Origin of the sequence: Citrobacter sp. wls708 (genome assembly GCF_005281255.1) — a bacterium.
GTDB lineage: Bacteria > Pseudomonadota > Gammaproteobacteria > Enterobacterales > Enterobacteriaceae > Citrobacter > Citrobacter werkmanii.
In genome coordinates this window covers 470809-496224 of record NZ_SZXE01000016.1, presented here as the reverse complement: position 1 = coordinate 496224, position 25416 = coordinate 470809, and the positions used below count along the sequence as shown (strand labels likewise).

Annotated in this window: 24 protein-coding genes; 12 read left to right on the top strand and 12 right to left on the bottom strand. The window is 51.7% G+C overall.

The features are described 5' to 3' along the window. Window positions 1-4: 4 nt before the first annotated feature. Together ispA and xseB are read right to left on the bottom strand one after the other, a co-directional pair. A complete protein-coding gene (gene ispA, locus FDW97_RS12095; RefSeq protein ID WP_038638213.1) occupies window positions 5-904 on the bottom strand; it encodes a (2E,6E)-farnesyl diphosphate synthase in 900 nt (299 codons plus the stop codon). Further along, complete coding sequence (gene xseB, locus FDW97_RS12090) at window positions 905-1147, bottom strand: exodeoxyribonuclease VII small subunit (RefSeq protein ID WP_038638224.1); 243 nt, start codon at window positions 1145-1147, stop codon at window positions 905-907. A gap of 208 nt (window positions 1148-1355) precedes the next feature. Here xseB and thiI point away from each other — a divergent pair, with 208 nt between their 5' ends. After that, window positions 1356-2804, top strand: coding sequence for a tRNA uracil 4-sulfurtransferase ThiI (gene thiI, locus FDW97_RS12085; RefSeq protein ID WP_038638226.1), 1449 nt, complete (start codon window positions 1356-1358; stop codon window positions 2802-2804). Between the two features lie 96 nt (window positions 2805-2900). Here thiI and yajL read toward each other — a convergent pair whose 3' ends face one another. Beyond that, complete coding sequence (gene yajL / locus FDW97_RS12075; protein ID WP_069323955.1) at window positions 2901-3491, bottom strand: protein deglycase YajL; 591 nt, start codon at window positions 3489-3491, stop codon at window positions 2901-2903. Then, entirely contained in the window at window positions 3454-4365 is a 912-nt protein-coding gene (panE, locus tag FDW97_RS12070; protein WP_038638233.1) for a 2-dehydropantoate 2-reductase, read from the bottom strand. Before panE ends, yajL begins: the two co-directional genes overlap by 38 nt. A 174-nt stretch (window positions 4366-4539) precedes the next feature. Here panE and FDW97_RS12065 point away from each other — a divergent pair, with 174 nt between their 5' ends. Continuing rightward, window positions 4540-5031, top strand: coding sequence for a YajQ family cyclic di-GMP-binding protein (locus tag FDW97_RS12065; RefSeq protein ID WP_038638234.1), 492 nt, complete (start codon window positions 4540-4542; stop codon window positions 5029-5031). Between the two features lie 79 nt (window positions 5032-5110). Here FDW97_RS12065 and FDW97_RS12060 read toward each other — a convergent pair whose 3' ends face one another. Beyond that, on the bottom strand, window positions 5111-6475 hold the full coding sequence (locus tag FDW97_RS12060; RefSeq protein WP_087857046.1) for an MFS transporter: 1365 nt from the start codon (window positions 6473-6475) through the stop codon (window positions 5111-5113). Between the two features lie 234 nt (window positions 6476-6709). Between FDW97_RS12060 and FDW97_RS12050 the strand changes: the two genes are divergently transcribed. Next, window positions 6710-7084 carry a DUF1493 family protein gene (locus tag FDW97_RS12050; RefSeq protein WP_170973674.1) on the top strand — a complete coding sequence of 125 codons (375 nt, stop codon included), beginning with the start codon at window positions 6710-6712 and terminating at the stop codon, window positions 7082-7084. Between the two features lie 95 nt (window positions 7085-7179). On the opposite strand, the gene cyoE is transcribed toward FDW97_RS12050, so the two are convergent. The 7 genes from cyoE to FDW97_RS12015 form a co-directional block, all read right to left on the bottom strand. Beyond that, window positions 7180-8070, bottom strand: a complete 891-nt coding sequence (cyoE, locus tag FDW97_RS12045) for a heme o synthase (protein ID WP_003831005.1) — start codon at window positions 8068-8070, stop codon at window positions 7180-7182. Window positions 8071-8081: 11 nt separating this feature from the next. Further along, window positions 8082-8411, bottom strand: a complete 330-nt coding sequence (locus FDW97_RS12040; protein WP_003831006.1) for a cytochrome o ubiquinol oxidase subunit IV — start codon at window positions 8409-8411, stop codon at window positions 8082-8084. After that, entirely contained in the window at window positions 8411-9025 is a 615-nt protein-coding gene (locus FDW97_RS12035) for a cytochrome o ubiquinol oxidase subunit III (RefSeq protein ID WP_003831007.1), read from the bottom strand. Before FDW97_RS12035 ends, FDW97_RS12040 begins: the two co-directional genes overlap by 1 nt. Further along, window positions 9015-11006, bottom strand: coding sequence for a cytochrome o ubiquinol oxidase subunit I (gene cyoB, locus FDW97_RS12030; protein WP_038638255.1), 1992 nt, complete (start codon window positions 11004-11006; stop codon window positions 9015-9017). The genes FDW97_RS12035 and cyoB overlap by 11 nt, the downstream gene beginning before the upstream one ends. A gap of 10 nt (window positions 11007-11016) precedes the next feature. Then, the gene (gene cyoA / locus FDW97_RS12025) at window positions 11017-11973 is read right to left on the bottom strand and encodes a cytochrome o ubiquinol oxidase subunit II (RefSeq protein ID WP_085047638.1); all 957 of its coding nucleotides are present in this window, start codon (window positions 11971-11973) and stop codon (window positions 11017-11019) included. 585 nt (window positions 11974-12558) lie between these two features. Further along, window positions 12559-14034 (bottom strand): muropeptide MFS transporter AmpG, encoded by a 1476-nt coding sequence (gene ampG / locus FDW97_RS12020; RefSeq protein ID WP_137351083.1) that lies wholly within the window; start codon window positions 14032-14034, stop codon window positions 12559-12561. Window positions 14035-14078: 44 nt separating this feature from the next. Beyond that, window positions 14079-14657, bottom strand: a complete 579-nt coding sequence (locus FDW97_RS12015) for a lipoprotein (RefSeq protein WP_003021617.1) — start codon at window positions 14655-14657, stop codon at window positions 14079-14081. Window positions 14658-14963: 306 nt separating this feature from the next. Here FDW97_RS12015 and bolA point away from each other — a divergent pair, with 306 nt between their 5' ends. The 9 genes from bolA (at window position 14964) to fadM (ending at window position 25385) form a co-directional block, all read left to right on the top strand. Then, window positions 14964-15281, top strand: a complete 318-nt coding sequence (bolA, locus tag FDW97_RS12010) for a transcriptional regulator BolA (RefSeq protein ID WP_038638264.1) — start codon at window positions 14964-14966, stop codon at window positions 15279-15281. A 346-nt stretch (window positions 15282-15627) separates the two neighbouring features. Further along, a complete protein-coding gene (tig, locus tag FDW97_RS12000) occupies window positions 15628-16926 on the top strand; it encodes a trigger factor (protein ID WP_003021622.1) in 1299 nt (432 codons plus the stop codon). Window positions 16927-17173: 247 nt separating this feature from the next. Then, the gene (clpP, locus tag FDW97_RS11995; protein ID WP_032939995.1) at window positions 17174-17797 is read left to right on the top strand and encodes an ATP-dependent Clp endopeptidase proteolytic subunit ClpP; all 624 of its coding nucleotides are present in this window, start codon (window positions 17174-17176) and stop codon (window positions 17795-17797) included. Window positions 17798-17923: 126 nt separating this feature from the next. After that, a complete protein-coding gene (clpX, locus tag FDW97_RS11990) occupies window positions 17924-19198 on the top strand; it encodes an ATP-dependent protease ATP-binding subunit ClpX (RefSeq protein ID WP_003831013.1) in 1275 nt (424 codons plus the stop codon). 184 nt (window positions 19199-19382) lie between these two features. Continuing rightward, entirely contained in the window at window positions 19383-21737 is a 2355-nt protein-coding gene (gene lon / locus FDW97_RS11985) for an endopeptidase La (RefSeq protein WP_038638272.1), read from the top strand. A 209-nt stretch (window positions 21738-21946) separates the two neighbouring features. Next, window positions 21947-22219, top strand: coding sequence for a nucleoid-associated protein HU-beta (gene hupB / locus FDW97_RS11980; protein WP_003021629.1), 273 nt, complete (start codon window positions 21947-21949; stop codon window positions 22217-22219). Window positions 22220-22486: 267 nt separating this feature from the next. Continuing rightward, on the top strand, window positions 22487-24361 hold the full coding sequence (gene ppiD / locus FDW97_RS11975; protein ID WP_137351082.1) for a peptidylprolyl isomerase: 1875 nt from the start codon (window positions 22487-22489) through the stop codon (window positions 24359-24361). A 146-nt stretch (window positions 24362-24507) separates the two neighbouring features. After that, window positions 24508-24882 carry a helix-hairpin-helix domain-containing protein gene (locus tag FDW97_RS11970; RefSeq protein ID WP_137351081.1) on the top strand — a complete coding sequence of 125 codons (375 nt, stop codon included), beginning with the start codon at window positions 24508-24510 and terminating at the stop codon, window positions 24880-24882. Window positions 24883-24986: 104 nt separating this feature from the next. After that, the gene (fadM, locus tag FDW97_RS11965; RefSeq protein WP_038638282.1) at window positions 24987-25385 is read left to right on the top strand and encodes a long-chain acyl-CoA thioesterase FadM; all 399 of its coding nucleotides are present in this window, start codon (window positions 24987-24989) and stop codon (window positions 25383-25385) included. Window positions 25386-25416 lie beyond the last annotated feature (31 nt).

The following is a 25416-nucleotide window of genomic DNA, read 5'->3' as shown; positions in this document are numbered from 1 at the left end:
TGGTTTATTTATCACGCTGGATTATATAGTCCGCTAGCGCTTCCAGTGCCGAGGTATCGAGAGACTGCGCGGCCAGTAAACTTAGCGACTGGCGGGCATCCTCGATTAAATCCCGGGCTTTATTCCGGGCTTGCTCAAGACCCAGAAGTGCAGGATAGGTACTTTTGCCAAGCTGCTGGTCAGCACCCTGACGTTTACCCAATGTTGCAGTATCGCCTACCACATCCAGTATGTCATCCTGAACCTGGAAGGCCAGACCGATGCTTTCTGCGTATTTGTCGAGTATTGCCAGGCATTCCCGCCCTTTATCGCCTGCGCTTAATGCACCCAGACGCACGGCGGCACGAATCAATGCCCCGGTTTTATGGCGGTGAATACGCTCCAGCGCATCCAGCGCAACCTGATGACCTTCCGCTTCCAGATCCAGCGCCTGGCCGCCGCACATACCGGCGATACCGCTGGCCTGCGCCAGTTCAGAGATCATCGCGATGCGGTCACGGTCAGATACTTCCGGCATCGGGGCGTCGCTGATAATGGAAAACGCCAGCGTTTGCAGCGCATCTCCGGCCAGGATCGCGTTCGCCTCGCCAAATTTTACATGGCAGGTTGGCAGACCGCGGCGCAGGTCGTCGTCGTCCATCGCGGGTAAATCATCATGCATCAGCGAATAGGCATGGATGCACTCGACGGCGGCAGCGGGAGCATCAAGCGTACTCAGGCTGACGCCAAACATCTGACCGGTCGCATACACCAGGAATGGGCGCAGACGTTTACCGCCTAATAATGCGCCATATTGCATGGTTTCGACCACGGGAGTGTTCTGAAAGGGCAGTGGCGTGATAAAACGGCTCAGTGCCTGATTGGCCTGCTCAACGCAAGCCTGTAGCTGCTGCGTAAAATCCATTTACTCATTATCCGGTGTAAAAGGCGTAAGGGCGGCGTCTTCGGTGTCTGACAGCAGGATTTGTACGCGCTGTTCAGCCTGTTGCAATTTGACTTGTCCCTGACGCGCCAGTTGTACGCCACGTTCGAATTCGTTCAGCGCTTCTTCCAGCGGCAGGTCGCCGCTTTCCAGGCGGGTAACAATCTGTTCCAGCTCGCTCAGCGCTGTTTCAAAACTGGCTGGCGCTTCATTTTTCTTCGGCATAATGAATGTCTGACTCTCTGTATTGGCAGCACAAGACTATGGTAACGGACTCGCACTGATAAGCAAATAACGCGCAATGGTAAGGCGATGTGCACAGGATGACCATGATAGTGGTATACTTGCGCGCCTGGATGCAGCCGCAGGGTATGGGCTGCTGTATTTTTTTCCATTACAAGTCATTCAGACTTGCCAAAGAACCATTGCCGCCATGAAGTTTATCATTAAATTGTTCCCAGAAATCACCATCAAAAGCCAATCTGTGCGTTTGCGCTTTATAAAAATTCTGACAGGGAACATTCGTAACGTTTTAAAGCACTACGATGAAGACCTTGCCGTTGTCCGTCACTGGGATCACGTTGAGGTTCGCGCTAAAGATGAAAGCCAGCGTCTGGATATTCGCGACGCGCTGACCCGTATTCCGGGTATCCACCATATTCTCGAAGTAGAAGACGTGCCGTTTACCGACATGCACGATATTTTCGAGAAAGCGCTGGTGCAGTATCGCGATCAACTGGAAGGAAAAACCTTCTGTGTACGCGTTAAGCGTCGCGGTAAGCATGAGTTTAGCTCCATTGAGGTGGAACGTTATGTTGGCGGCGGGTTGAACCAGCATATTGAATCCGCGCGTGTGAAGCTGACGAAACCGGACGTGACGGTGAATCTTGAAATCGAAAATGACCGTCTGCTGCTGGTTAAAGGCCGCTATGAAGGTATTGGCGGTTTCCCGATTGGTACGCAGGAAGACGTCCTGTCGCTGATCTCCGGTGGTTTCGACTCCGGCGTATCGAGTTACATGCTGATGCGTCGTGGCTGCCGCGTACACTATTGCTTCTTTAACCTCGGCGGCGCTGCGCATGAAATCGGCGTTCGTCAGGTGGCGCATTATCTGTGGAACCGCTACGGTAGCTCGCATCGCGTACGTTTTGTCGCGATCAACTTTGAGCCGGTGGTGGGCGAGATCCTGGAGAAAGTCGACGACGGTCAGATGGGCGTGGTCCTTAAACGTATGATGGTACGCGCGGCATCGAAAGTCGCTGAGCGCTACGGCGTACAGGCACTGGTAACCGGTGAAGCGCTGGGCCAGGTGTCCAGCCAGACGCTGACCAACCTGCGCCTGATTGATAACGTTTCGGATACCCTGATCCTGCGCCCGCTTATCTCCCATGATAAAGAGCACATCATCAACCTGGCGCGTGAAATTGGTACCGAGGACTTTGCGCGTACCATGCCGGAATACTGCGGCGTAATTTCAAAAAGCCCAACGGTGAAGGCGATTAAAGCGAAGATTGAGGCCGAAGAAGAAAACTTCGATTTCTCTATCCTCGATAAAGTGGTCGAAGAAGCGAACAATATCGATATTCGCGATATCGCCCAGCAGACTCAGCAGACCGTGGTGGAAGTGGAAACCGTGAGTGGTTTCGGCTCAAACGACGTGATTCTGGATATCCGTTCTGTGGATGAACAGGATGACAAGCCGCTGAAGGTGGAAGGTGTGGACGTGGTTTCACTGCCGTTCTACAAGCTGAGCACCAAATTCGGCGATTTAGACCAGAGTAAAACCTGGCTGCTGTGGTGTGAACGCGGCGTGATGAGCCGCCTGCAGGCGCTGTATCTGCGCGAGCAGGGCTTTGAAAACGTGAAGGTGTATCGCCCGTAGTTCCTTTGCCGGATGGCGCTGCCGCTTATCCGGTCTACAGACTGTACCGTTTTGTAGGCCGGATAAGGTGTTTACGCCGCCATCCGGCAATCATTCTTATTCGTAGTAGTTATAAATTCCCGCAGCAATTACCAGTTGTGACGCCACTTCATGAGCCTTTTCGCGGCTTACCAGTAGATCAATGATTTTTAAACCAAAATCAATGGATGTTCCCGGACCCTGGCTGGTTAACAGGTTAACGCGCGGATCCCAGACGACACGCTTGTCTTGCCATTGTTCTGCGGGAATTTTGTCCTTCAACGCCGGGAAACCTGTCATATTTCCGATGGGGAAGATATCGTGCGGGACAAGTACGGTGGCGGCAGCGGCGCAAATTGCTGCGACAATACGCCCGGAGCGATGAAACTGCTTCACGGTTTCGACAAGCAAAGGGCTATCGCGAAAACACTCCGCGCCTTTAATACCACCAGGCAATACGATGATGTCGAAATCGCCGTCAGCCACTTCGACCAACGGTGCGTCAGCCAGCAGCTTCACTCCGCGTGAGCACACAATCGTCAGGTCGCCATCGCTGGCGACGCTTGCTGTAGTGACCTTAATTCCGCCGCGAACCAGCAGATCGATAGTAGTGACCGCTTCGGTCTCTTCACTACCAGGGGCGAGACAAACCAGTGCTTGAGCGCTCATACTCACTTTCCTTTCTCTTTACCATTTCAAACAGGTGGGCATTTTCCGGGACGGCGATGCCGTGCGCGCGGGCGCGTTTTAACAGGTAACCGGTAATATAGTCGATCTCTGTATGGCGCATGGCACGAATATCCTGCAGCATTGATGAGATGTTTTCCGCCGTACTATCAATGACTTGCTCGACATAATAGCGTAAATCATCCGCTGATGTGTGGTGGCCTTCGCGTTCAATAACCGCTGCTACTTCCTCACAGATTAGCGCTATTTTTTCCGGATGCTGACGCAGTTCGCCGTTTGGGCAGTCCCAGAGCGCCGTCAGGGGATTAATGACGCAGTTCACCGCCAGTTTGCGCCACAGTTCGGCACGAATATTATTGTGCCAGGCGACATCCGGTAGTACTTCTTGCAGTGTCTCAGCCAGATAGCTGAAATCACCGTCCTGCTCACGCGCCGGACCGATGCGCGTTGTGCCCTGAGCGACATGAATGATGACATTTCCGTCGCGACGTGCTGCGTGGGTGGTGGTGCCCATCAGCAGAGGCTGTTTAATGTTTTGCAGCTCTTCAATCGTCCCCATACCGTTGTGAATCAGCAAAATTGGGGTAGTTTCAGGCAGAATTGCGGCCAGACCTTTTACCGCATCGGAAACCTGCCAGGCTTTAAGTGTAACCAGCAACAGGTCGCTTTTTGCCAAAAAGTCGGGGTCGTTTGCCGTCAGGGATTCATTAAAAACCGATCCATCCGTGTCGATCAGGTTCACGCTGCAGTAGGGCTGTGGCACGCGTAGCCACCCTTGCACCTCATGTCCATGTTTGCACAGCGTGGTAAGCCACAGCTGTCCTAACGCTCCACATCCCAGTACGGTAATTTTCATTCTTCCTCCTCACCTGCAACAGCACCAGGTGTTAATCCATATCGGCCGTACCCCTTTATTGTTCGCAGGTTTCAGTTCCGCGTACAATTAAAGGATACAGCCTAGTATAGCGCTGTCTGTTGAGTAACTTTGCAGGTATTATGCTTCGCATCAAAAATGAAGGGAGAGGAAAAGATGCCATCTTTCGATATTGTCTCTGAAGTTGATCTTCAGGAAGCCCGTAACGCGGTAGAAAACGCCAGCCGCGAAGTAGAGTCACGCTTTGATTTTCGTGGTGTTGAAGCGACTTTTGAGCTGAATGAGTCAAATAAGACGATTAAGGTGCTGAGCGAGTCAGATTTCCAGGTCAATCAACTGCTGGATATTTTACGTGCCAAGCTGCTGAAACGCGGGATTGAAGGCACGTCGCTGGACGTACCGGAAACCTTCGTGCACAGCGGTAAAACCTGGTTTGTGGAAGCGAAGCTGAAGCAGGGTATTGAAAGCGCGGTGCAAAAGAAAATCGTTAAGCTGATTAAAGACAGCAAGCTGAAAGTGCAGGCGCAGATTCAGGGCGAAGAAATCCGTGTAACCGGCAAGGCGCGTGACGACCTACAATCTGTTATGGCGTTGGTTCGCGGCGGCGACCTCGGCCAGCCGTTCCAGTTTAAGAACTTCCGCGATTAAGTCGTAATGCCCGCTTATCCGGCCTACAGGTAGCACACGCTATTTGTCGGCCGGATAAGACGTCGCCATCGTGCAATCTTCACGCCTGGCTGATGGCCTGCTCAACCTCAAATCGATTGGTCACTTTGCTGTCGATTTTTACGTAGGCCGAATGTTCTTGCGCCACAATTAACACTTCGCTTATCCCTTCTTTAGCCAGCAGACGCTGCTTCAGGGTGTCATCCGCGGCAATCTCCGGTGGGATTTCCACGCGCAGGCTGCTAACGTACGGTGGTTCTTTCATTGTGCTGGCCACCAACAACCACACTGCCGCCAGAAGCGCGCCGGCCAGGAATACCGCCTGCCCATCAAACATGTCGACAACCCAACCGCCCAGCGAACCGCCAATCGCCACGCCAAGAAACTGGCTGGTGGAGTAAACGCCCATCGCCGTACCTTTATAGCCAGCCGGAGACTCTTTACTGATAAGCGAGGGGAGGAGGGCTTCCATCAGGTTGAAGGCGAGGAAGAATATCTGCACGCCCGCAATCAGCCCCCAGAAACGAATGTTTGCGCTCCACAATACAATTTCGGCAACAAGAATCAGTAACACGCAGGCGAGGAACACGCGTTTCATCCGGCGTTTCACTTCGGCGTAAATGATGAACGGCACCACGGAAACGAAGGACAGCAGCATCGTCACCAGATAAATTTTCCAGTGTTCGGCTGCGGGGAAACCCGCTTTCGCCAACTGACCTGGCAAGGCGACGAAAGTGGACATCAGTAAAATGTGCAGACACATGATGCCGAAGTTGAGCTTCAGCAGTTTTGGCTCCGCCAGTACTTTGCTGAAGCTACCTTTTACCATGCCTGATTCGCGGTTCAGTACGTGGGTCGTGCTATTGGGAACGACCCAAATGGTCAGCACGATACCTGTGGTAGCAAGGCCCGCGATCATCCAGAACAGCGCGTGTAGCCCTAGCGCGTGGGTAACGATCGGCCCCAATACCATCGCAATGGCGAAGGTGATACCAAAGCTGACGCCGATAAACGCCATTGCTTTGGTTCGGTTTTGCTCGCGAGTTAAGTCGGACAATAGCGCCATTACGGCGGCGGCAATCGCGCCAGAGCCTTGCAGAGCTCGACCAAGAATAATTCCCCAGATTGAATCTGAGAGGGCGGCAATCACGCTGCCGAAAACGAATACCGCCAGTCCGCCGACAATAAGCGGCTTACGACCGATGCGGTCTGACAGCAGACCAAAGGGGATCTGGAAGATGGCTTGCGCCAGGCCATAAATACCGATAGCAAGTCCGATCAAGGCTTCGCTGGCACCCTGTAGCGCCATACCGTACGTGGTCAGAACCGGCAGGACCATAAACATGCCAAGCATACGCAACGAAAATACGGTCCCTAAACCCCAGGTGGCGCGCAACTCACCGGGCGTCATTTTGTAATCGTTCATTCCCACCTCTGTATTAATTTCGCGCCTAGTGTAAAGCGGGGAAGGGGTGGGGTAAACCTCTACGATATGTGGAATTGTGTAGCGGTATTATTGAAATAATTACTTGTGTAACTAATTTACTTGCGATAATTACAGGTGTAGTGTTTTTGTGGTTGGTTCCAATGGAAAGAGGGAAAAGGAAATGGTATTTCGTGATAAATATGACCAATTGATTCAGGATGATGACTATATGCAATGGACATCATTCTAATGAGTATTCAAGACGATGTGTTAAACCTTTTCAGGGAAGAAATACCCGGGTATTTGGATGAAAACTGGAAAGAGGTACCTTTAGAACTCGACTCAGAACTATTTGATGTCCCCGGTGATGACCTCCACAGTGCTCTGACTCGATATGAGAAAGAGTTTAAAGTCGATTTATCATGTGTGAACTGGAAACCGTATTATCCGTGGCACAATTTGCCACTCTTCACGAGATGGTTCAAAGCTAAGCGGGAAGAAGTCGAAGCAACACGCATACCGTTAACCGTAAGGATGTTTGCCGAGTCGGCTGAAGCGGGAAAATGGTTGTTTGAAATATGGACGGATAATAAACAGGAAGATGCCTGATGGGGTTACGTTTATCCGGCCTACAAGCCATGTGCTTTTTTGTAGGCCGGATAAGGCGTCAGCCGCCATCCGGCATAGAAGATGTGACGATTAACTTACCAGACGTAAGTCAGCAGGTTCTGCGAGTTTGGCACCATGAAGTCGACGGACATCATCACGCTGAGCGCGGTAATGGCGATGATGGAGAAGCCGAACAGCTTGCGCGCCCAGACTCTGTCATCTTCCACTTTATAACCGCGCAGCGCCATGCCCAACCACCAGACGCTCACCGCCGCCGCAACAATCAGGTATTTATAACCTGCATAACCGCCCAGGGTTAGCATCAGCGTGGCGATAGCAAATGCCACGATATACAGCGTGATATGGTTCTTCGCGACCGAAATGCCTTTTACCACTGGCAGTACAGGGATGTTGGCAGCCTGATAATCCTTGAAGCGGAAAATCGCAATCGCGTAAGAGTGCGGCATTTGCCACAGGCTGAAGATAGCCAGCAGAATCAGCGCACCGCTATCGAACTCACCGGTTACGGCGCAGTAGCCAATCACCGGCGGCGCAGCGCCGGAGAGTGAGCCAATCAGCGTACCGTAAACGGAATGGCGCTTCATATACAGGCTATAGACGCCCACGTATACCACGAAGCCCATCACCCCCAGCCAGCAGGCCAGAGGGTTGGCACCAAACCACAGCAGCATAAAGCCAGCAATACCCAGCAAGGTGGCGTATACCAGCGAGACGGCAGGAGAAATCAGACCTTTAACCAGCACGCGGTTTTTGGTCCTCTCCATCTTCCTGTCGATATCCCTGTCGATATAGTTGTTAAATACACAACCCGACGCCACAACCAGTGACACCCCAACCAGCGTGTAGATAAACAGGGGATAGTCGATGCTGCCTTTCGAGGCCAGCAGGAACCCCCCAATCACCGAGATCAGGTTGCCAAAGATGATGCCTGGTTTCGTAACTTGCAGGTATTGCTTAAACATCATAATCGCCGCTCTTAGTGCATCATCATGTTGTAGTTAAGGTTCCACATAATCCAGATGGAGCCCACAACCAGAATGGCGATGATTAGCACAGTAAAGACAAAGGCCGTCATGTTCCAACCTTCATCAGATTTGCTATTCATGTGCAGGAAGCACACCAGGTGCACCAGAATCTGTACCACGGCCATTGCCAGAATAGTTCCCAGAATAACGGCCGGAGAGGCAGAACCTGTCATCACCATCCAGAACGGAATGACCGTCAGGATGATCGACAGGATAAAACCTGTCATGTAGGTTTTTACGCTGCCATGGGATGCGCCGCCGCTCTCGTTAGAATGACTCATTACATCGCCCCCATCAGATAAACAACAGTGAACACACAGATCCACACCACATCCAGGAAGTGCCAGAACAGGCTCAGGCACATGATGCGGGTACGGTTAGTACTGGTCAGGCCGCGACGGGCAACTTGCACCATCAGCACCGCCATCCAGATAAGACCGGAGGTGACGTGCAGACCGTGCGTGCCGACCAGCGCGAAGAACGCAGACAGGAAGCCGCTGCGATCCGGGCCCATACCGTTAACAATCAGGTGATGGAATTCATAGAGTTCCATCCCGATGAATCCGGCACCGAACAAGAAAGTCAACGCCAGCCAGGAGATGACCTGGCTCTTGTTGTTCTTATACATGGCGATCGCCGCCATGCCGTAAGTAATGGAGCTAAATAACAGCAGGAATGTTTCAACCAGAACGAACGGCAGTTCAAAAATGTCCTTACCTGTCGGGCCACCTGCGGTGCCGTTCACCAGAACGGCATAGGTTGCAAACAGAATTGAGAACAGAATGCAGTCGCTCATCAGGTAGACCCAGAATCCGAAGATCTTGGTTTGGCCTGCATCGTGGTGCCCGTGTTCGTGCGCGTGGGCAGTCGCGTGCGTTAAAGTATCAGTTGCCATTTTTCAGCCCTGCCTTAGTAATCTCATCGAAATGCTGGTTTTCCAGTTTTTCGACTTCCGGGACCGGCACGTAGTAATCCACGTCTTCATCAAAGCTTTTCACAATCCAGCTAATGATCATGCCTGCGAAGCTTGCAATCGCCAGCCACCAGATATGCCAGATCATGGCGAAACCAAACAGTGTTGCGAAGGCGGTAATGACGATACCGGCACCGCTGTTCTTCGGCATATGAATCTCTTCATAGTGCGTAGGCTGCTTGTACGCTTCACCTTTTTCTTTCATTTCCCAGAAGGCATCACGCTCGTGAACGTGCGGCACAACGGCAAAGTTATAGAACGGAGGTGGGGAAGAGGTTGCCCACTCCAGCGTACGACCACCCCATGGGTCACCGGTCAGATCACGGTTCTGCTCGCGGTCGCGAATAGACACGTACATCTGAATGAACTGGCACAGGATACCCAGTGCAATCAGCGCGGCGCCACAGGCGGCAACAACCAGCATCGGATGGAACTGCGGGTCAATCTGCTGGCTGAGGCGACGGGTCATACCCATAAAGCCCAGCACGTACAGCGGCATAAATGCCACGAAGAAGCCGATGATCCAGAACCAGAATGCGCGTTTACCCCAGGTTTCGTTCAGCGTGAAGCCAAACGCTTTTGGCCACCAGTAGGTCATACCCGCGAAGCAACCAAATACCACGCCGCCGATGATAACGTTATGGAAGTGCGCAATCAGGAACAGGCTGTTGTGCAGTACGAAGTCCGCACCCGGCACCGCCAGCAGTACGCCGGTCATGCCGCCGACTGAGAAGGTGACGATAAAGCCAATCGTCCACAGCATTGCTGAGTGGAATACGATACGGCCCTGATACATGGTGAACAGCCAGTTGAAGATCTTCACCCCGGTCGGGATGGCGATAATCATGGTGGTAATACCGAAGAAGGCGTTTACGTTTGCGCCGGCACCCATGGTGAAGAAGTGGTGCAGCCAAACAATGAACGACAGAACGGTGATACACACGGTTGCCCACACCAGCGAGGTGTAACCAAACAGACGCTTACGCGAGAAGGTTGCTGCGACTTCGGAGAATACCCCGAATACTGGCAGGATCAGAATGTACACTTCCGGATGGCCCCAGGCCCAAATCAGGTTGATGTACATCATCATGTTGCCGCCCATATCGTTGGTAAAGAAATGGGTGCCCAGATAGCGATCCAGGGTCAGCAACGCGACGGTAACCGTCAGAATTGGGAACGAAGCGATAATCAGGATGTTCGCGCACAGAGATGCCCAGCTAAATACCGGCATCTTGAACATGGTCATTCCTGGCGCACGCATCTTAATGATGGTCACAAAGAAGTTGATACCGGTCAGGGTTGTACCAATACCGGACAACTGGACTGCCCATATCCAATAATCGACCCCGACGCTTGGACTGTACTCTATCCCCGAAAGAGGCGGATACGCCAGCCAACCGGTCTGCGCGAATTCACCGACGCCCAGAGACAGGTTAACCAGGATTACGCCAACAACGGTGAACCAGAAGCTCAGGTTGTTCAGGAACGGGAATGCAACGTCACGTGCGCCAATCTGTAGTGGAACCACCAGGTTCATCAGACCGATAACAAATGGCATTGCCACGAAGAAGATCATAATCACGCCGTGAGCCGTGAAGATCTGGTCGTAGTGGTGAGGTGGCAGGAAACCCGCTTCACCTGCAGAAGCCAGCGCTTGCTGACTACGCATCATGACGGCATCGGCAAAGCCACGAATCAACATCACGATTGCGACGATGACATACATGATGCCAAGGCGTTTGTGGTCAACCGAAGTTAGCCACTCTTTCCACAGGTAGGTCCACTTACCGAAGTAAGTGATAAGGCCGAGTAAGGCCGCACCACCGATGATAATGGCAGCGATCGTAACCATGACGATTGGTTCATGGAACGGAACTGCATCAAGTGTCAATTTTCCGAACATCGTATTCTTCTCAACCCCTTGAGTTGGCGGATTCCGCGTGGCTCATGTCCATGCCTTCCATACCTTCATGTGCGCTGTGCTCACCTTCTGGTTGGGTCATGTCCATGCTCTTACCGTGAGCCATAAATTTGTTAATAACATCTTTAAACAAATCAGGTTTCACGTTGGAGAAGTATTCCACCTGGTTGTATTCGCTTGGCACAGCCACTTTTTCGAACGCAGCCATGTCGCTCATGGTGTTCGGAGACTGCTTAGCTTTAGCAACCCATTGGTCGAATTCGGCGCGGTCCTTTGTTGCAATAGCCTTGAATTTCATACCGGAGAAGCCTGGTCCGCTATAGCTTGCGGAGATACCATCATAAGTACCGACTTCATTGGCGATCAGATGCAGTCGAGTCTGCATACCGGCCATGGCATAAATCTGGCTACCCAGACGCGGGATAAAGAAGGAGTTCATCACGGAGTTGGACGTCACTTTGAATTCGACCGGAGTATTCGCCGGGAAGGCGATTTCATTCACGGTAGCGATACCCTGTTCCGGATAGATGAAGAACCATTTCCAGTCCATGGAAACCACTTCGATGGTAATGGGCTTCTCGTCATGCGCCAGCGGTTTGCTTGGCTCAAGAGCGTGAGTGGTTTTCCAGGTCAGCACGGCAAGGAAAATGATGATTAAGATCGGCACCGTCCAGACCACAGCTTCCACTTTATTGGAGTGTGACCAGTTCGGGCTGTACTTCGCATCTTTATTGCTTGCACGATACTTCCAGGCAAAACCAACAGCCATCAAGATGGCAGGAATAACGACGATCAACATCAGGCCAAATGCCGTCAGTATCAATGACCGTTGTTCCAGTCCAATCTGTCCTTTAGGGTCAAGCAGCGCAGAATTACAGCCACTGAGCAACGCAGTGCCTGCAATTAATGACAACCATCCCAAACTTTTATTGTATTTCCTGAGTCTCATTTAACGACCTCAATTCCACGGGACCGGGTGGCGTTTAAAGTGTGAGGTCATTTTACGGGAAGGTTACATTACTGTAAACATCATTGGATCTGTGTTACCGGGTTCTGCCGAGCGTGTCACATATGTTGCAATATATGTCGGGTTGGCTTTAAGAACCTGTTGCAACATCACGTTATAACGAAAGCAGGCAGGTGAAGGACGTGCGGAGGGCAATTGGTATAACCAATACCAAAATAAAACAATTAATTAACAATTGATTATCAATAAAAAGACAATTACAGAACAAAAAATAAATTTTTCATGGCTGAATCGAGTAAGGAAAATAGCATGTATAAAAGGCGTCAATAATTTCCAAATTCTATGGCGCACAAAATAACAAATAATATTTTTTATCAGTTGTTGTTTATTTAGCCGTTATAATTACGCAGGGTGATTACAACGGCTAAATATGCTCGTCATACTTCAAGCTACGGGTGTGTTGGCTTTCCTCGCTCACCCCAGTCACTTACTTATGTAAGCTCCTGGGGATTTGCTGCGTCGCCGCCTTCCCGTAACTCGAATTATTTAGAGCATAAATATGCAACATCACGCCAGGCGGGTTTTACGCAACGCAAGATAATCCAGCAATCCGCCGAATACCACTCCGCAGACAGCGACCACCACCGATATTTCAAGCAGTTCCGGCAGGAAGGAGAAGTTGGTGTAGTCCAGTGAGTTAAGGGTCAGCAACAATAGCCAAACTGCCAGCAAACAGCAGCCCGCGACCAGCGTCATTAATGCCAGACCGTACGCGCTACGAAATTCCGTACGCGGAATAAAGCTCTCATTTTGCCAGCTATGTTCCAGCGTCTGGCGACAAACCAGCAGCAGGAGGAGTCCAGGCAGCGCGGCAAACACGGAGAACAGATAAAACGTGGGCCACCCGTGCGCTTCGACAAACCAACCCGCTACCGGACCTACGTACACGCGGCCAACCGCTGAAAGCGCGGAGAGCAGGGCGAACTGGGTCGCTGAGAAGGACTTATTGCACAGCGTCATTAATAAGGCGACAAACGCCGCGGTGCCCATCCCGCCACACAGGTTCTCAAAGAAGACGGCGGCGGCCATACTGAACATGTGTTTGTCAGTGACGGACAGCAGCCAGTAACCTGCGTTTGATGCCCCTTGCAGAATACCGAAAATCAATAATGCGCGGAACAGCGAGAGGCGCTGCATCAGGATCCCGCCGTACAGCGCGCCAACAATGGTGGCCAGTAGCCCCAATGTCTTATTCACCACGCCGACTTCACCCGCATCAAATCCGACACCGCGGATTAAAAAGGTGGTGGTCAGACTCATGGCGAAGGCATCACCGAGTTTATACAGCACGATGAGGAGCAGAATCAGCCAGGCATTGTTGCGGCCAAAAAAGTCTCGCAGCGGAGCCGCAACCGCCTGTTCCAGCGATTTAGGCACCGGAATAGCATCTGTTGGTTCTGGCGCTAACAGGGTGGCGATGATGCAAGGGATCAGCAGCGCCGCCATCAGCCAATACATTCCCTGCCAGCCGAGCCAGCGGTCGGCCATCCACAGGGCCAGTCCGCCGGAAACCAGCATCCCTAAACGGTAACCCAGTACGCTGATTGCCGCACCTGCGCCACGCTCTTCGGTGGGCAATACGTCGGTTTTCCAGGCGTCAAAGACGATATCCTGCGATGCCGAACAAAACGCGATCACCACCGCCAGCGCGGCCATCCAGCGTAGCTGCGTACCCGGCTCCAGAAAGCCCATCGCGGCGATAGAAATCAATAGCAGTAGCTGGGTCGCCAGTAGCCAACCGCGACGTCGGCCCAAAAACGGCGGCGTATAGCGGTCCATCAATGGAGACCAGAGGAACTTAAATACGTAGGCCTGGCCGACCAGAGAAAAGAAACCGATGGTTTTAAGATCGATATTTTCGACCGTCATCCACGCCTGGAGCGTACCGGATGTCAGTGCGAGCGGTAATCCGGAGGCGAACCCCAGAATGAGCAGGATAGCTGAACGTGGTTGCTGAAAAATACGTAAGTAATGACTGGACATGGGCTTCTATAGGCCCGACGAACGTCGGGCCATAAGGGCAGAAATTAACGAGCGTTCTGCTTGATGAAATCGTGAACGCTGGTGTCCTGAGACATATCAGCGATGGTGTCGGTCAGGACGCTGTTAACGGCATCAGCAATATTTTTGTTGGAGGCCTGCAGCGCGCCTTCAACAGAGTAGCTTGCGCGGTAGTTTTTGGTCATCTTGTTACCGTTCGCCGCGGTCGCAATAATAGCGATGTCTGCTTTAGTGGCGATGTTGTAACGCACGCTACCCTGAGACACGTCAGCATACAGCTGGCTAACAATGATTTGCAGGTTTACTGCGCCGTTCGGACCAATCATATAACCACGCGCGGTCATCTGTTTTTCCAGCACTTCTTGCAGCAGGAAACGCAGATCGCGGGAAGCGGTCAGGGTAACCAGCTGGTTGTCGCGGGTGACTTTTGCCAGCGCCTGATCCTGACGCTGGTCGGCGCCGTTGATACTCACGGTCACGCCCATCAGGCTCGGATCCTGCTGCGGCAGGGTAATTTTAGGGGAGACTTCAATGGTGGTAGGCGGCGTTGCGCATCCTGCCAACATAAACATCGCAACTAACGGGAAGAGGATTTTTTTAAACATGCCAGGGCTCTCAGCGAATCTAAATTGTGTGGTTAGAGAAAATTCCCGCCATCATAACATCGCCAACGATGAGGGGAAGTGGGTAACGCATGTAAATTCATTGTGTTGTCCTTTTTATGACTTTGTGGAGACCAGAAACGGACTTTTTGCAATAAACCAAAGCATGAAATGAGTGAACTTCATTCGTTTGGCTGAGAAAATCAGACAAGCGCTAATTTTTTGTTGCTAAGGTGTAATGAAAACGGTAAAAGCGGCTAGTATTTAAAGGGATGGGTGACATCTCAGCGTTGTCGGAGGAAAAATTTCATGATGATTCGTGAGCAAATAGAAGAAAAATTAAGGGCAGCGTTCCAACCCGTATTCCTCGAAGTTGTGGATGAAAGCTATCGTCACAATGTCCCGGCAGGTTCTGAAAGCCACTTTAAGGTTGTGCTGGTTAGCGATCGTTTTACAGGTGAACGTTTTCTTAATCGTCATCGGATGATTTACGGCACGTTAACGGCGGAACTCTCCACAACCGTACATGCGTTAGCCCTGCATACCTATACCATTAAGGAGTGGGAAGCGTTGCAGGACACGATCTTTGCGTCGCCCCCTTGTCGTGGAGCCGGGAGCATCGCGTAGAAAAACGGATTTGCAACAACCGATGTTTTTCCAGTATGTTGCTACAGAATATGTGAAAACGGCCTGCGGGCCGTTTTGTTTTGTCTGAATTCTGGGGGAGTCGTACAGTATTCAGACAAAAATTAGCCGGGAATTGTGAAAAAAGCCGCAGCAACGCGCGATAACCGTTCTCGACTCATAAAAGTGATGCCGCTATAATGCGCGTCTTATTTTTCGGAATGTCTTCGGGATGATTCTGACGACAGGGAATGTGATTGCTTATGAGAACATCCCAGTTCCGCGAAGCCAACAACCTGTGCTTGCGGAGAAGAGTTGACCGAGCACTGTGATTTTTTGAGGTAACAAGATGCAAGTTTCAGTTGAAACCACTCAAGGCCTTGGCCGCCGTGTAACGATTACTATCGCTGCTGACAGCATCGAGACCGCTGTGAAAAGCGAGCTGGTCAACGTAGCGAAGAAAGTGCGTATTGACGGTTTCCGCAAAGGAAAAGTACCGATGAATGTTGTTGCTCAGCGTTATGGCGCTTCCGTGCGTCAGGACGTGCTGGGCGACCTGATGAGCCGCAACTTCGTTGACGCGATCATCAAAGAAAAAATCAATCCGGCTGGCGCACCGAACTACGTTCCGGGTGAATACAAGCTGGGTGAAGATTTTACTTACGCGGTAGAGTTCGAAGTGTACCCGGAAGTAGAGCTGACTGGCCTGGAAGCAATCGAAGTTGAAAAACCGGTTGTTGAAGTCACCGACGCTGACGTTGATGTAATGCTGGACACTCTGCGTAAGCAGCAGGCTACCTGGAAAGATAAAGACGGCGCTGCTGATGCAGAAGACCGTGTAACCATCGACTTCACCGGTTCTGTAGACGGTGAAGAGTTCGAAGGCGGCAAAGCGTCTGACTTCGTACTGGCGATGGGCCAGGGTCGTATGATCCCAGGCTTTGAAGAAGGCGTTAAAGGCCACAAAGCTGGCGAAGAGTTCACTATCGACGTGACCTTCCCGGAAGAGTACCACGCTGAAAACCTGAAAGGTAAAGCCGCTAAGTTCGTTATCAACCTGAAGAAAGTTGAAGAACGCGAACTGCCGGAACTGACTGAAGAATTCATCAAACGTTTCGGCGTTGAAGACGGTTCCGTAGCCGGTCTGCGTGCTGAAGTACGTAAAAACATGGAACGCGAGCTGAAAGGCGCTGTGCGTAACCGCGTTAAGTCTCAGGCGATCGAAGGTCTGGTAAAAGCTAACGACATCGACGTACCGGCTGCTCTGATCGACAGCGAAATCGACGTTCTGCGTCGTCAGGCTGCGCAGCGTTTTGGCGGTAACGAGAAACAAGCTCTGGAACTGCCGCGTGAACTGTTCGAAGAACAGGCTAAGCGTCGCGTAGTTGTAGGCCTGCTGCTGGGCGAAGTTATTCGCACCAACGAGCTGAAAGCTGACGAAGATCGCGTTAAAGGCCTGATCGAAGAGATGGCTTCTGCTTACGAAGATCCGAAAGAAGTTGTTGAGTTCTACAGCAAAAACAAAGAGCTGATGGACAACATGCGTAACGTCGCTCTGGAAGAACAAGCTGTTGAAGCCGTTCTGGCGAAAGCGAAAGTGACTGAAAAAGCCACTTCCTTCAACGAGCTGATGAACCAGCAGGCGTAATTCGTCGCTTTTGTAGCACGAATTTCGTACGCAAGCCCGTCACCTTTTGGTGGCGGGTTTTTTTTTGTCACGCATTTTGCATGGGAAGAGTGCGAAAACAGCGTTTCAGTGTTAGCGTTACAACAAAAGATTGTTATGCTTGAATTATGGCGATGTCGTACCCATTACTGAGGGACTAGCTGATAATCCGTCCATAAGGTTACAATCAGCACAGCAGGTTTTTTCAAATTTTATCCAGGAGACGGAAATGTCATACAGCGGCGAACGAGATAACTTTGCACCCCATATGGCGCTGGTGCCGATGGTCATTGAACAGACCTCACGTGGTGAGCGCTCTTTTGATATCTATTCTCGTCTACTTAAGGAACGCGTCATTTTTATGACTGGCCAGGTCGAAGACCATATGGCTAACCTGATTGTGGCGCAGATGCTGTTCCTGGAAGCAGAAAACCCGGAAAAAGATATCTACCTGTACATCAACTCCCCTGGTGGGGTGATCACTGCCGGGATGTCTATCTATGACACCATGCAGTTTATTAAGCCGGACGTCAGCACCATTTGTATGGGCCAGGCGGCCTCAATGGGCGCGTTCCTGCTGACTGCCGGGGCGAAAGGTAAACGTTTTTGCCTGCCTAACTCTCGCGTCATGATCCACCAGCCTCTGGGCGGTTACCAGGGCCAGGCAACGGATATTGAAATTCATGCCCGCGAAATCCTGAAGGTAAAAGGGCGCATGAACGAACTTATGGCGCATCATACGGGTCAATCTCTTGAGCAGATTGAACGTGATACCGAGCGCGATCGCTTCCTCTCCGCTTCTGAAGCGGTAGAGTACGGTCTGGTCGACTCGATTTTGACCCATCGTAATTAATGCCCAGTGCGCAGGTGTGCCGCTATAATTACCTGGAGCGGCACAACGCTGACTAGCGTCTTGCGCCTGAGAATGGCATTTGCGTCGTCGTGTGCGGCACAAAGAACAAAGAAGAGGTTTTGACCCATGACAGATAAACGCAAAGATGGCTCGGGCAAATTGTTGTACTGCTCTTTTTGCGGCAAAAGCCAGCATGAAGTGCGGAAGCTGATTGCCGGTCCATCCGTGTATATCTGCGACGAATGTGTCGATTTGTGTAACGACATCATTCGCGAAGAGATTAAGGAAGTAGCACCGCACCGTGAACGCAGTGCGCTGCCGACGCCACATGAAATTCGCAATCACCTGGACGATTACGTTATCGGTCAGGAACAGGCGAAGAAAGTGTTGGCGGTCGCGGTATACAACCATTACAAACGTCTGCGCAACGGCGACACCAGCAATGGCGTCGAGTTGGGCAAAAGTAACATCCTGCTGATTGGCCCGACGGGGTCCGGTAAAACGCTGCTGGCTGAAACGCTGGCGCGCCTGCTGGACGTTCCGTTTACTATGGCTGACGCCACCACGCTGACCGAAGCCGGTTATGTGGGTGAAGATGTTGAAAATATTATTCAGAAACTGTTGCAGAAGTGCGACTACGACGTACAGAAAGCGCAGCGCGGGATCGTCTATATCGATGAAATCGACAAGATTTCTCGTAAGTCTGACAACCCGTCCATTACCCGTGACGTTTCTGGCGAAGGCGTACAGCAAGCGCTGTTGAAACTGATCGAAGGTACGGTTGCCGCCGTTCCGCCGCAGGGGGGACGTAAACATCCGCAGCAGGAGTTCCTGCAGGTTGATACCTCCAAGATCCTGTTTATCTGCGGTGGCGCGTTCGCTGGTCTGGACAAAGTGATCGCTAACCGTGTTGAAACCGGCTCCGGCATTGGTTTTGGCGCAACGGTAAAAGCGCAGTCTGATAAAGCCAGCGAAGGTGAGCTGCTGTCGCAGGTGGAGCCGGAAGATCTGATCAAATTTGGTCTGATCCCTGAGTTCATCGGTCGTCTGCCGGTGGTGGCAACGCTGAGCGAACTGAGTGAAGAAGCGCTGATCCAGATCCTGAAAGAGCCGAAAAACGCCCTGACCAAGCAGTACCAGGCGCTGTTCAACCTTGAAGGTGTCGATCTGGAGTTCCGTGAGGAAGCGCTGGATGCTATCGCCAAGAAAGCGATGGCGCGTAAAACCGGTGCCCGTGGTTTGCGTTCTATCGTCGAAGCCGCGCTGCTTGACACCATGTACGATCTGCCTTCGATGGAAGACGTCGAAAAAGTGGTGATCGATGAGTCGGTGATTGGCGGTCAGAGCAAGCCATTGCTGATTTACGGTAAGCCGGAAGCACAGCAGGCATCTGGCGAATAATTCATCAATTCATACAGACATTTAATTAAAAAGGGGGGATTTTATCTCCCCTTTTATTTTTCCGTAAACATGGCGTTGAATGTGTGGGAAACATCCCCATATACTGACATACATGTTAAAGGTGGTGTGAAGCACAGTCGTACCACCTGATTACCTGGCGGACACTAAACTAAGAGAGAGCTCTATGAATCCTGAGCGTTCTGAACGCATTGAAATCCCCGTATTGCCGTTGCGCGATGTGGTGGTTTATCCGCACATGGTCATACCCTTATTTGTAGGGCGGGAAAAATCTATCCGTTGTCTGGAAGCGGCTATGGACCATGATAAAAAAATCATGCTGGTCGCACAGAAAGAAGCGTCAACGGATGAGCCGGGTGTAAACGATCTTTTCACCGTCGGGACCGTGGCCTCTATTTTGCAGATGCTGAAACTGCCTGACGGCACCGTAAAAGTGCTGGTCGAGGGGTTACAGCGCGCGCGTATTTCTGCGCTGTCTGACAACGGCGAGCATTTCTCTGCAAAAGCGGAGTACCTTGACTCGCCTGCCATTGATGAGCGCGAACAGGAAGTGCTGGTGCGTACCGCTATCAGCCAGTTCGAAGGCTATATCAAGCTGAACAAGAAAATCCCACCAGAAGTGCTGACGTCGCTGAACAGCATTGACGATCCCGCGCGTCTGGCGGACACCATCGCTGCGCACATGCCGCTGAAGCTGGCAGACAAGCAGTCCGTGCTGGAGATGTCCGACGTTAACGAACGTCTGGAATATCTGATGGCGATGATGGAATCCGAAATTGATCTGCTGCAGGTTGAGAAACGCATTCGCAACCGCGTGAAGAAGCAGATGGAAAAATCCCAGCGCGAGTACTATCTGAACGAGCAGATGAAAGCTATTCAGAAAGAACTCGGCGAGATGGATGATGCGCCGGACGAAAACGAAGCGCTGAAACGCAAAATCGACGCGGCGAAAATGCCGAAAGAGGCAAAAGAGAAAGCCGAAGCAGAGCTGCAGAAGCTGAAAATGATGTCTCCGATGTCGGCGGAAGCGACCGTGGTCCGTGGCTACATCGACTGGATGGTACAGGTACCGTGGAATGCGCGTAGCAAGGTCAAAAAAGACCTGCGTCAGGCGCAGGAAATCCTCGATACCGACCATTACGGTCTGGAACGCGTCAAAGACCGTATCCTTGAGTATCTCGCGGTTCAAAGCCGTGTGAACAAAATCAAGGGGCCGATCCTGTGTCTGGTTGGGCCGCCGGGGGTAGGTAAAACTTCTCTGGGCCAGTCCATCGCGAAAGCGACCGGGCGTAAATACATCCGTATGGCGCTTGGCGGCGTACGTGATGAGGCTGAAATTCGCGGTCACCGCCGGACCTATATCGGTTCGATGCCGGGTAAACTGATCCAGAAAATGGCCAAAGTGGGCGTTAAAAACCCGCTGTTCCTGCTCGATGAGATCGACAAAATGTCTTCCGACATGCGTGGCGATCCGGCTTCCGCGCTCCTTGAGGTGCTGGATCCAGAGCAGAACGTGGCGTTCAGCGATCATTACCTGGAAGTGGACTACGATCTCAGCGACGTGATGTTCGTTGCGACTTCGAACTCCATGAATATTCCGGCGCCGTTGCTGGATCGTATGGAAGTGATCCGTCTGTCCGGCTACACCGAAGACGAGAAGCTGAACATTGCTAAACGTCACCTGTTGCCGAAACAGATTGAGCGTAACGCGCTGAAAAAAGGCGAGCTTACGGTCGACGATAGCGCCATTGTGGGCATTATTCGTTACTACACCCGTGAAGCGGGCGTGCGTAGTCTGGAGCGTGAAATCTCTAAACTGTGCCGCAAAGCCGTGAAGCAGCTGCTGCTCGACAAATCACTGAAACATATTGTGATCAATGGCGACAACCTGCACGACTACCTGGGCGTACAGCGCTTTGACTATGGTCGCGCGGACAACGAAAACCGCGTCGGTCAGGTGACCGGTCTGGCGTGGACGGAAGTGGGCGGCGATCTGCTGACCATCGAAACCGCCTGCGTTCCGGGTAAAGGCAAGCTGACCTACACCGGTTCTTTGGGTGAGGTAATGCAGGAGTCTATTCAGGCTGCACTGACCGTGGTGCGTGCGCGCGCGGAAAAACTGGGTATTAATCCGGACTTTTACGAAAAACGCGACATCCACGTTCACGTACCAGAAGGGGCGACGCCGAAAGATGGTCCAAGTGCCGGTATTGCCATGTGTACCGCGCTGGTTTCTTGTCTGACCGGTAACCCGGTACGCGCCGATGTGGCGATGACCGGCGAGATCACTCTGCGTGGTCAGGTGCTGCCAATCGGTGGTTTGAAAGAAAAACTGCTGGCGGCGCACCGTGGCGGCATTAAGACGGTCTTAATTCCAGATGAAAACAAACGTGACCTGGAAGAGATTCCGGACAACGTGATTGCCGATCTGGACATCCATCCGGTGAAACGCATCGAGGAAGTTTTGACGCTTGCGCTGCAAAATGAACCCTCTGGAATGCAGGTTGTGACCGCAAAATAGTGACCTCGCGCAAAGAGCACTAATAAAAACAGGGCTGGCAGGCCATTTCGGACTTGCCAGCCTTTTTTTGTATAGCTAATTTAGATGACGGATTAGGCTTGCCATCATTAACGGGTGTTGTAAGGGCATGGCAGGCCTGATATAACTGCTGCGCGGTCGCGCTTTGAAGGATTCAGGTGCGATATAAATTATAAAAGAGGAAGAGAAGAGTGAATAAATCTCAACTGATCGACAAAATTGCTGCAGGGGCTGATATCTCTAAAGCTGCGGCTGGACGTGCGTTAGATGCAATTATTGCTTCTGTTACCGAATCCCTGAAGGAAGGCGATGACGTAGCGCTGGTAGGTTTTGGTACTTTTGCCGTTAAAGAGCGTGCTGCCCGTACTGGTCGCAACCCGCAAACAGGTAAAGAGATCACCATCGCCGCGGCTAAAGTACCGGGCTTCCGTGCAGGTAAAGCACTGAAAGACGCGGTAAACTAAGTGATTTCCCCTTTGGGGATGTGACGAAGTACAAGGGCGCATCAACTGATGTGCCTTTTTTATTTCTGATTCCGGTACTTTCTACGTGTTGTGGGCTGACAATTGCCCCCGTTTCTTGTCACAATAGGCCTTTGTGCGCAGCGTTCAGGAAACGCTATGCTGCGTGAAGCATATATACTCAAAATCCTTGCCGCCGTTGTTGTAACAACGTGCAGGCGGCTTGAAGGATAACGCGTATAGTCATCTACAGCGGAGTGTGGTTACACCATGATGGACAGCTTACGCACGGCTGCTAACAGTCTCGTGCTCAAGATTATTTTCGGTATCATTATCGTGTCGTTCATTTTGACCGGCGTGAGTGGTTACCTGATTGGCGGGGGCAACAATTACGCCGCCAAAGTGAATGGCCAGGAGATCAGCCGCGGGCAATTCGAGAATGCGTTCAATAGCGAACGTAACCGCATGCAGCAACAGTTGGGCGATCAATACTCTGAGCTGGCGGCGAATGAAGGCTATATGAAAACGCTGCGTCAGCAGGTGCTGAATCGTCTTGTAGACGAAGCGCTGCTGGATCAATACTCCCGCGAGCTGAAGCTCAATATCAGCGACGATCAGGTTAAACAGGCTATTTTCGCCACGCCTGCTTTCCAGGTGGACGGCAAATTTGATAACAACCGCTACAATGCGATTGTTAATCAAATGGGAATGACCGCCGATCAGTACGCTGAGGCATTACGTAATCAGCTTACTACCCAGCAGTTGATCAACGGCGTTGCCGGTACGGACTTCATGCTGAAAGGCGAAACCGATGAGCTGGCGGCGCTGGTCGCACAGCAGCGTATCGTGCGTGAGGCGACGATTGACGTTAACGCGCTTGCCGCGAAGCAATCCGTTACCGAGCAGGAAGTTGCCAGCTACTACGAGCAGAATAAAAACAACTTCATGACGCCGGAACAGTTCCGCGTGAGCTACATCAAGCTGGACGCTGCTGCACTGCAGGAGACGGCCAGCGATGCTGATATTCAGTCTTACTATGACCAGCATCAGGACCAGTTCACTCAGCCGCAGCGTAACCGCTACAGCATTATTCAGACGAAAACGGAAGATGAAGCTAAAGCGGTACTGGATGAGTTGAGCAAAGGCGCAGATTTCGCTGCGCTGGCGAAAGAAAAATCAGCCGACATCATCTCTGCCCGTAAAGGTGGCGATATGGGATGGCTGGAGGATTCCACCACTCCGGATGAGCTGAAAAATGCCGGCCTGAAAGACAAAGGCCAACTGTCCGGTGTGATTAAATCTTCCGTTGGTTTCCTCGTTGCGCGTCTTGATGACGTACAGCCTGCGCAGGTTAAACCGCTGAGCGAAGCCCGTGACGACATTGCGGCGAAAGTGAAGCAGGAAAAAGCGCTGGATGCGTACTATGCGCTGCAGCAGAAAGTGAGCGATGCAGCCAGCAACGATAACGAATCCCTGGCGGGTGCGGAGCAAGCTGCCGGTATGAAAGCGGTTGAAACGGGCTGGTTTAGCCGTAACAGTCTGCCGGAAGAGCTGAATTTCAAACCCGTCGCTGACGTCATTTTCAATGGGGGTCTGGTTGGCGAGAACGGTACGCCTGGCAGTAACTCTGACATCATTACCGTGGATGGCGATCGCGCGTTTGTGCTGCGTATTGCAGAGCACAAAGCCGAAGCCGTTAAGCCACTGGCTGAAGTGAAAGAGCAGGTTACTGCGCTTGTTAAGCACAATAAAGCAGAGCAACAGGCTAAGCTGGATGCTGATAAACTGCTGGCGGACCTGAAAGCCGGTAAAGGCGATGAAGCGATGAAAGCGGCGGGTCTGAGCTTTGGTGAGGCGAAAACGCTGAGCCGCACTGGACAGGATCCTTTGAGCCAGGCAGCCTTTGGTCTGAGCCTGCCAGCGAAAGACAAACCGAGCTACGGCGTGGCGAACGATATGCAGGGTAACGTTGTTCTGCTGGCGCTGGACGAAGTGAAAGCGGGTTCGATGCCTGAAGCGCAGAAGAAAGCGATGGTTCAGGGGATCACCCAGAACAACGCGCAGATTGTGTTTGAAGCGCTGATGAGCAACCTGCGTAAAGCCGCAAAAATTAAAATCGGTGACGCGCTGGAGCAACAGCAATAACCGAGGCTGCTCGCAAAAAATTGCAAAAAGTTGTATTAACCAAAGGCCGCTTTCGCGGCCTTTTCCATTTCTGTTATTTGCCGTTTGTCTGCTGTTCCGCACCTCGCTATCGTGATTCCACTGTTAACAAACACGGAGAAAACAGTATGAAACATGGAATCAAAGCCCTGCTTATCACCCTTTCATTGACCTGCAGCGCTATGGCCCAAAGCGCATTGGCTGCAGAGCCCGTTGCCAAAAACCAGGCGACTCAAACCAAAACGGATGCTTCCACAGTGGCGCAAAGCAAGGCTACGCAACCCGCTAAAGCAAGCGATGATGAAGGCACCAGGGTAAGCATCAACAGCGCTTCTGCGGAGGATTTAGCGCGAGTGATGAATGGGGTCGGACTGAAAAAAGCCCAGGCCATTGTCAGCTATCGAGAAGAGTACGGGCCATTTAAAACGGTCGATGATTTAAAGCAGGTGCCGGGGATGGGAAGTTCTTTGGTAGAGCGTAACCTGGCAGTTTTAACACTTTAATAACTTGCAGAGCGCTGAAAGTTTGCCAGACTATAGAGGTCATACCAGTTATGACCTCTTCACCCTGAATATGTACATATAAAAAAACGTAAGGTTTCTGCGCTATGCAAACACAAATCAAAGTCCGTGGTTATCATCTTGATGTCTATCAGCACGTCAACAATGCCCGTTATCTTGAGTTTCTGGAAGAAGCACGCTGGGATGGACTGGAAAACAGCGACAGCTTTCAGTGGATGACCGCTCACAACATCGCTTTTGTGGTTGTGAATATTAATATCAACTATCGCCGTCCGGCGGTGCTGAGCGACCTGCTGACTGTTACCAGTCAGGTACAGCAGTTAAATGGCAAAAGCGGCGTGTTGAACCAGACTATCACCCTGGAGCCGGAAGGACAGGTGGTAGCAGATGCGTTGATTACCTTCGTCTGTATTGATTTGAAAACGCAAAAAGCGCTACCGCTGGAAGGAGAATTGCGCGAGAAACTGGAACTGATGGTAAAGTAGTGGCTGTGAGTGCTTGCAGGCCGGATAAGCA

What these genes read in the sequence shown, in the direction of transcription:
- FDW97_RS12060 (WP_087857046.1), bottom strand. Translation starts at nt 6,475, where the DNA reads ATGAACGATTACAAAATGACGCCCGGTGAGTTGCGCGCCACCTGGGGT.
- ispA (WP_038638213.1), bottom strand. Translation starts at nt 904, where the DNA reads ATGGATTTTACGCAGCAGCTACAGGCTTGCGTTGAGCAGGCCAATCAG.
- FDW97_RS11970 (WP_137351081.1), top strand. Translation starts at nt 24,508, where the DNA reads ATGAAACATGGAATCAAAGCCCTGCTTATCACCCTTTCATTGACCTGC.
- ampG (WP_137351083.1), bottom strand. Translation starts at nt 14,034, where the DNA reads ATGTCCAGTCATTACTTACGTATTTTTCAGCAACCACGTTCAGCTATC.
- yajL (WP_069323955.1), bottom strand. Translation starts at nt 3,491, where the DNA reads ATGAGCGCTCAAGCACTGGTTTGTCTCGCCCCTGGTAGTGAAGAGACC.
- FDW97_RS12065 (WP_038638234.1), top strand. Translation starts at nt 4,540, where the DNA reads ATGCCATCTTTCGATATTGTCTCTGAAGTTGATCTTCAGGAAGCCCGT.
- tig (WP_003021622.1), top strand. Translation starts at nt 15,628, where the DNA reads ATGCAAGTTTCAGTTGAAACCACTCAAGGCCTTGGCCGCCGTGTAACG.
- thiI (WP_038638226.1), top strand. Translation starts at nt 1,356, where the DNA reads ATGAAGTTTATCATTAAATTGTTCCCAGAAATCACCATCAAAAGCCAA.
- FDW97_RS12035 (WP_003831007.1), bottom strand. Translation starts at nt 9,025, where the DNA reads ATGGCAACTGATACTTTAACGCACGCGACTGCCCACGCGCACGAACAC.
- clpP (WP_032939995.1), top strand. Translation starts at nt 17,174, where the DNA reads ATGTCATACAGCGGCGAACGAGATAACTTTGCACCCCATATGGCGCTG.
- cyoA (WP_085047638.1), bottom strand. Translation starts at nt 11,973, where the DNA reads ATGAGACTCAGGAAATACAATAAAAGTTTGGGATGGTTGTCATTAATT.
- bolA (WP_038638264.1), top strand. Translation starts at nt 14,964, where the DNA reads ATGATGATTCGTGAGCAAATAGAAGAAAAATTAAGGGCAGCGTTCCAA.
- xseB (WP_038638224.1), bottom strand. Translation starts at nt 1,147, where the DNA reads ATGCCGAAGAAAAATGAAGCGCCAGCCAGTTTTGAAACAGCGCTGAGC.
- fadM (WP_038638282.1), top strand. Translation starts at nt 24,987, where the DNA reads ATGCAAACACAAATCAAAGTCCGTGGTTATCATCTTGATGTCTATCAG.
- lon (WP_038638272.1), top strand. Translation starts at nt 19,383, where the DNA reads ATGAATCCTGAGCGTTCTGAACGCATTGAAATCCCCGTATTGCCGTTG.
- ppiD (WP_137351082.1), top strand. Translation starts at nt 22,487, where the DNA reads ATGATGGACAGCTTACGCACGGCTGCTAACAGTCTCGTGCTCAAGATT.
- cyoB (WP_038638255.1), bottom strand. Translation starts at nt 11,006, where the DNA reads ATGTTCGGAAAATTGACACTTGATGCAGTTCCGTTCCATGAACCAATC.
- FDW97_RS12050 (WP_170973674.1), top strand. Translation starts at nt 6,710, where the DNA reads ATGGACATCATTCTAATGAGTATTCAAGACGATGTGTTAAACCTTTTC.
- clpX (WP_003831013.1), top strand. Translation starts at nt 17,924, where the DNA reads ATGACAGATAAACGCAAAGATGGCTCGGGCAAATTGTTGTACTGCTCT.
- FDW97_RS12040 (WP_003831006.1), bottom strand. Translation starts at nt 8,411, where the DNA reads ATGAGTCATTCTAACGAGAGCGGCGGCGCATCCCATGGCAGCGTAAAA.
- cyoE (WP_003831005.1), bottom strand. Translation starts at nt 8,070, where the DNA reads ATGATGTTTAAGCAATACCTGCAAGTTACGAAACCAGGCATCATCTTT.
- FDW97_RS12015 (WP_003021617.1), bottom strand. Translation starts at nt 14,657, where the DNA reads ATGTTTAAAAAAATCCTCTTCCCGTTAGTTGCGATGTTTATGTTGGCA.
- panE (WP_038638233.1), bottom strand. Translation starts at nt 4,365, where the DNA reads ATGAAAATTACCGTACTGGGATGTGGAGCGTTAGGACAGCTGTGGCTT.